General features: G+C 46.1%; 1 protein-coding gene. It reads right to left on the reverse strand.

Annotation, left to right across the window (positions count from 1 at the left end; genetic code table 11):
* On the reverse strand, positions 1–243 hold a 243-nt coding region (locus SB765_RS32920; RefSeq protein WP_410932934.1), incomplete at both ends, for a hypothetical protein.

Genomic DNA, 243 nt, shown 5'->3' on the forward strand with positions numbered 1-243 from the left:
TTCGCCAGAGTCATTACGATATCCAGAGGGAGATTTTCACGTAGCGCAAGATTCAACGGACCGACACCATCAGGTAGACGACTCATTCGCGTCATTATTTCGACAGAGAGCGGTTCACGGTCGAGCAACCCCAGAACAACAGGCTGGTAACCCAATTGCTGATCGGTCAACTCCAGAATCTCATTGTCAGGCATATATCTCGCCATACTTTCAATCGTTTGTTCATCATTGCTATTAATAAGT

The sequence above is a fragment of the Pseudomonas sp. SIMBA_067 genome (assembly GCF_046534675.1).
Taxonomy (GTDB): Bacteria; Pseudomonadota; Gammaproteobacteria; order Pseudomonadales; family Pseudomonadaceae; genus Aquipseudomonas; species Aquipseudomonas putida.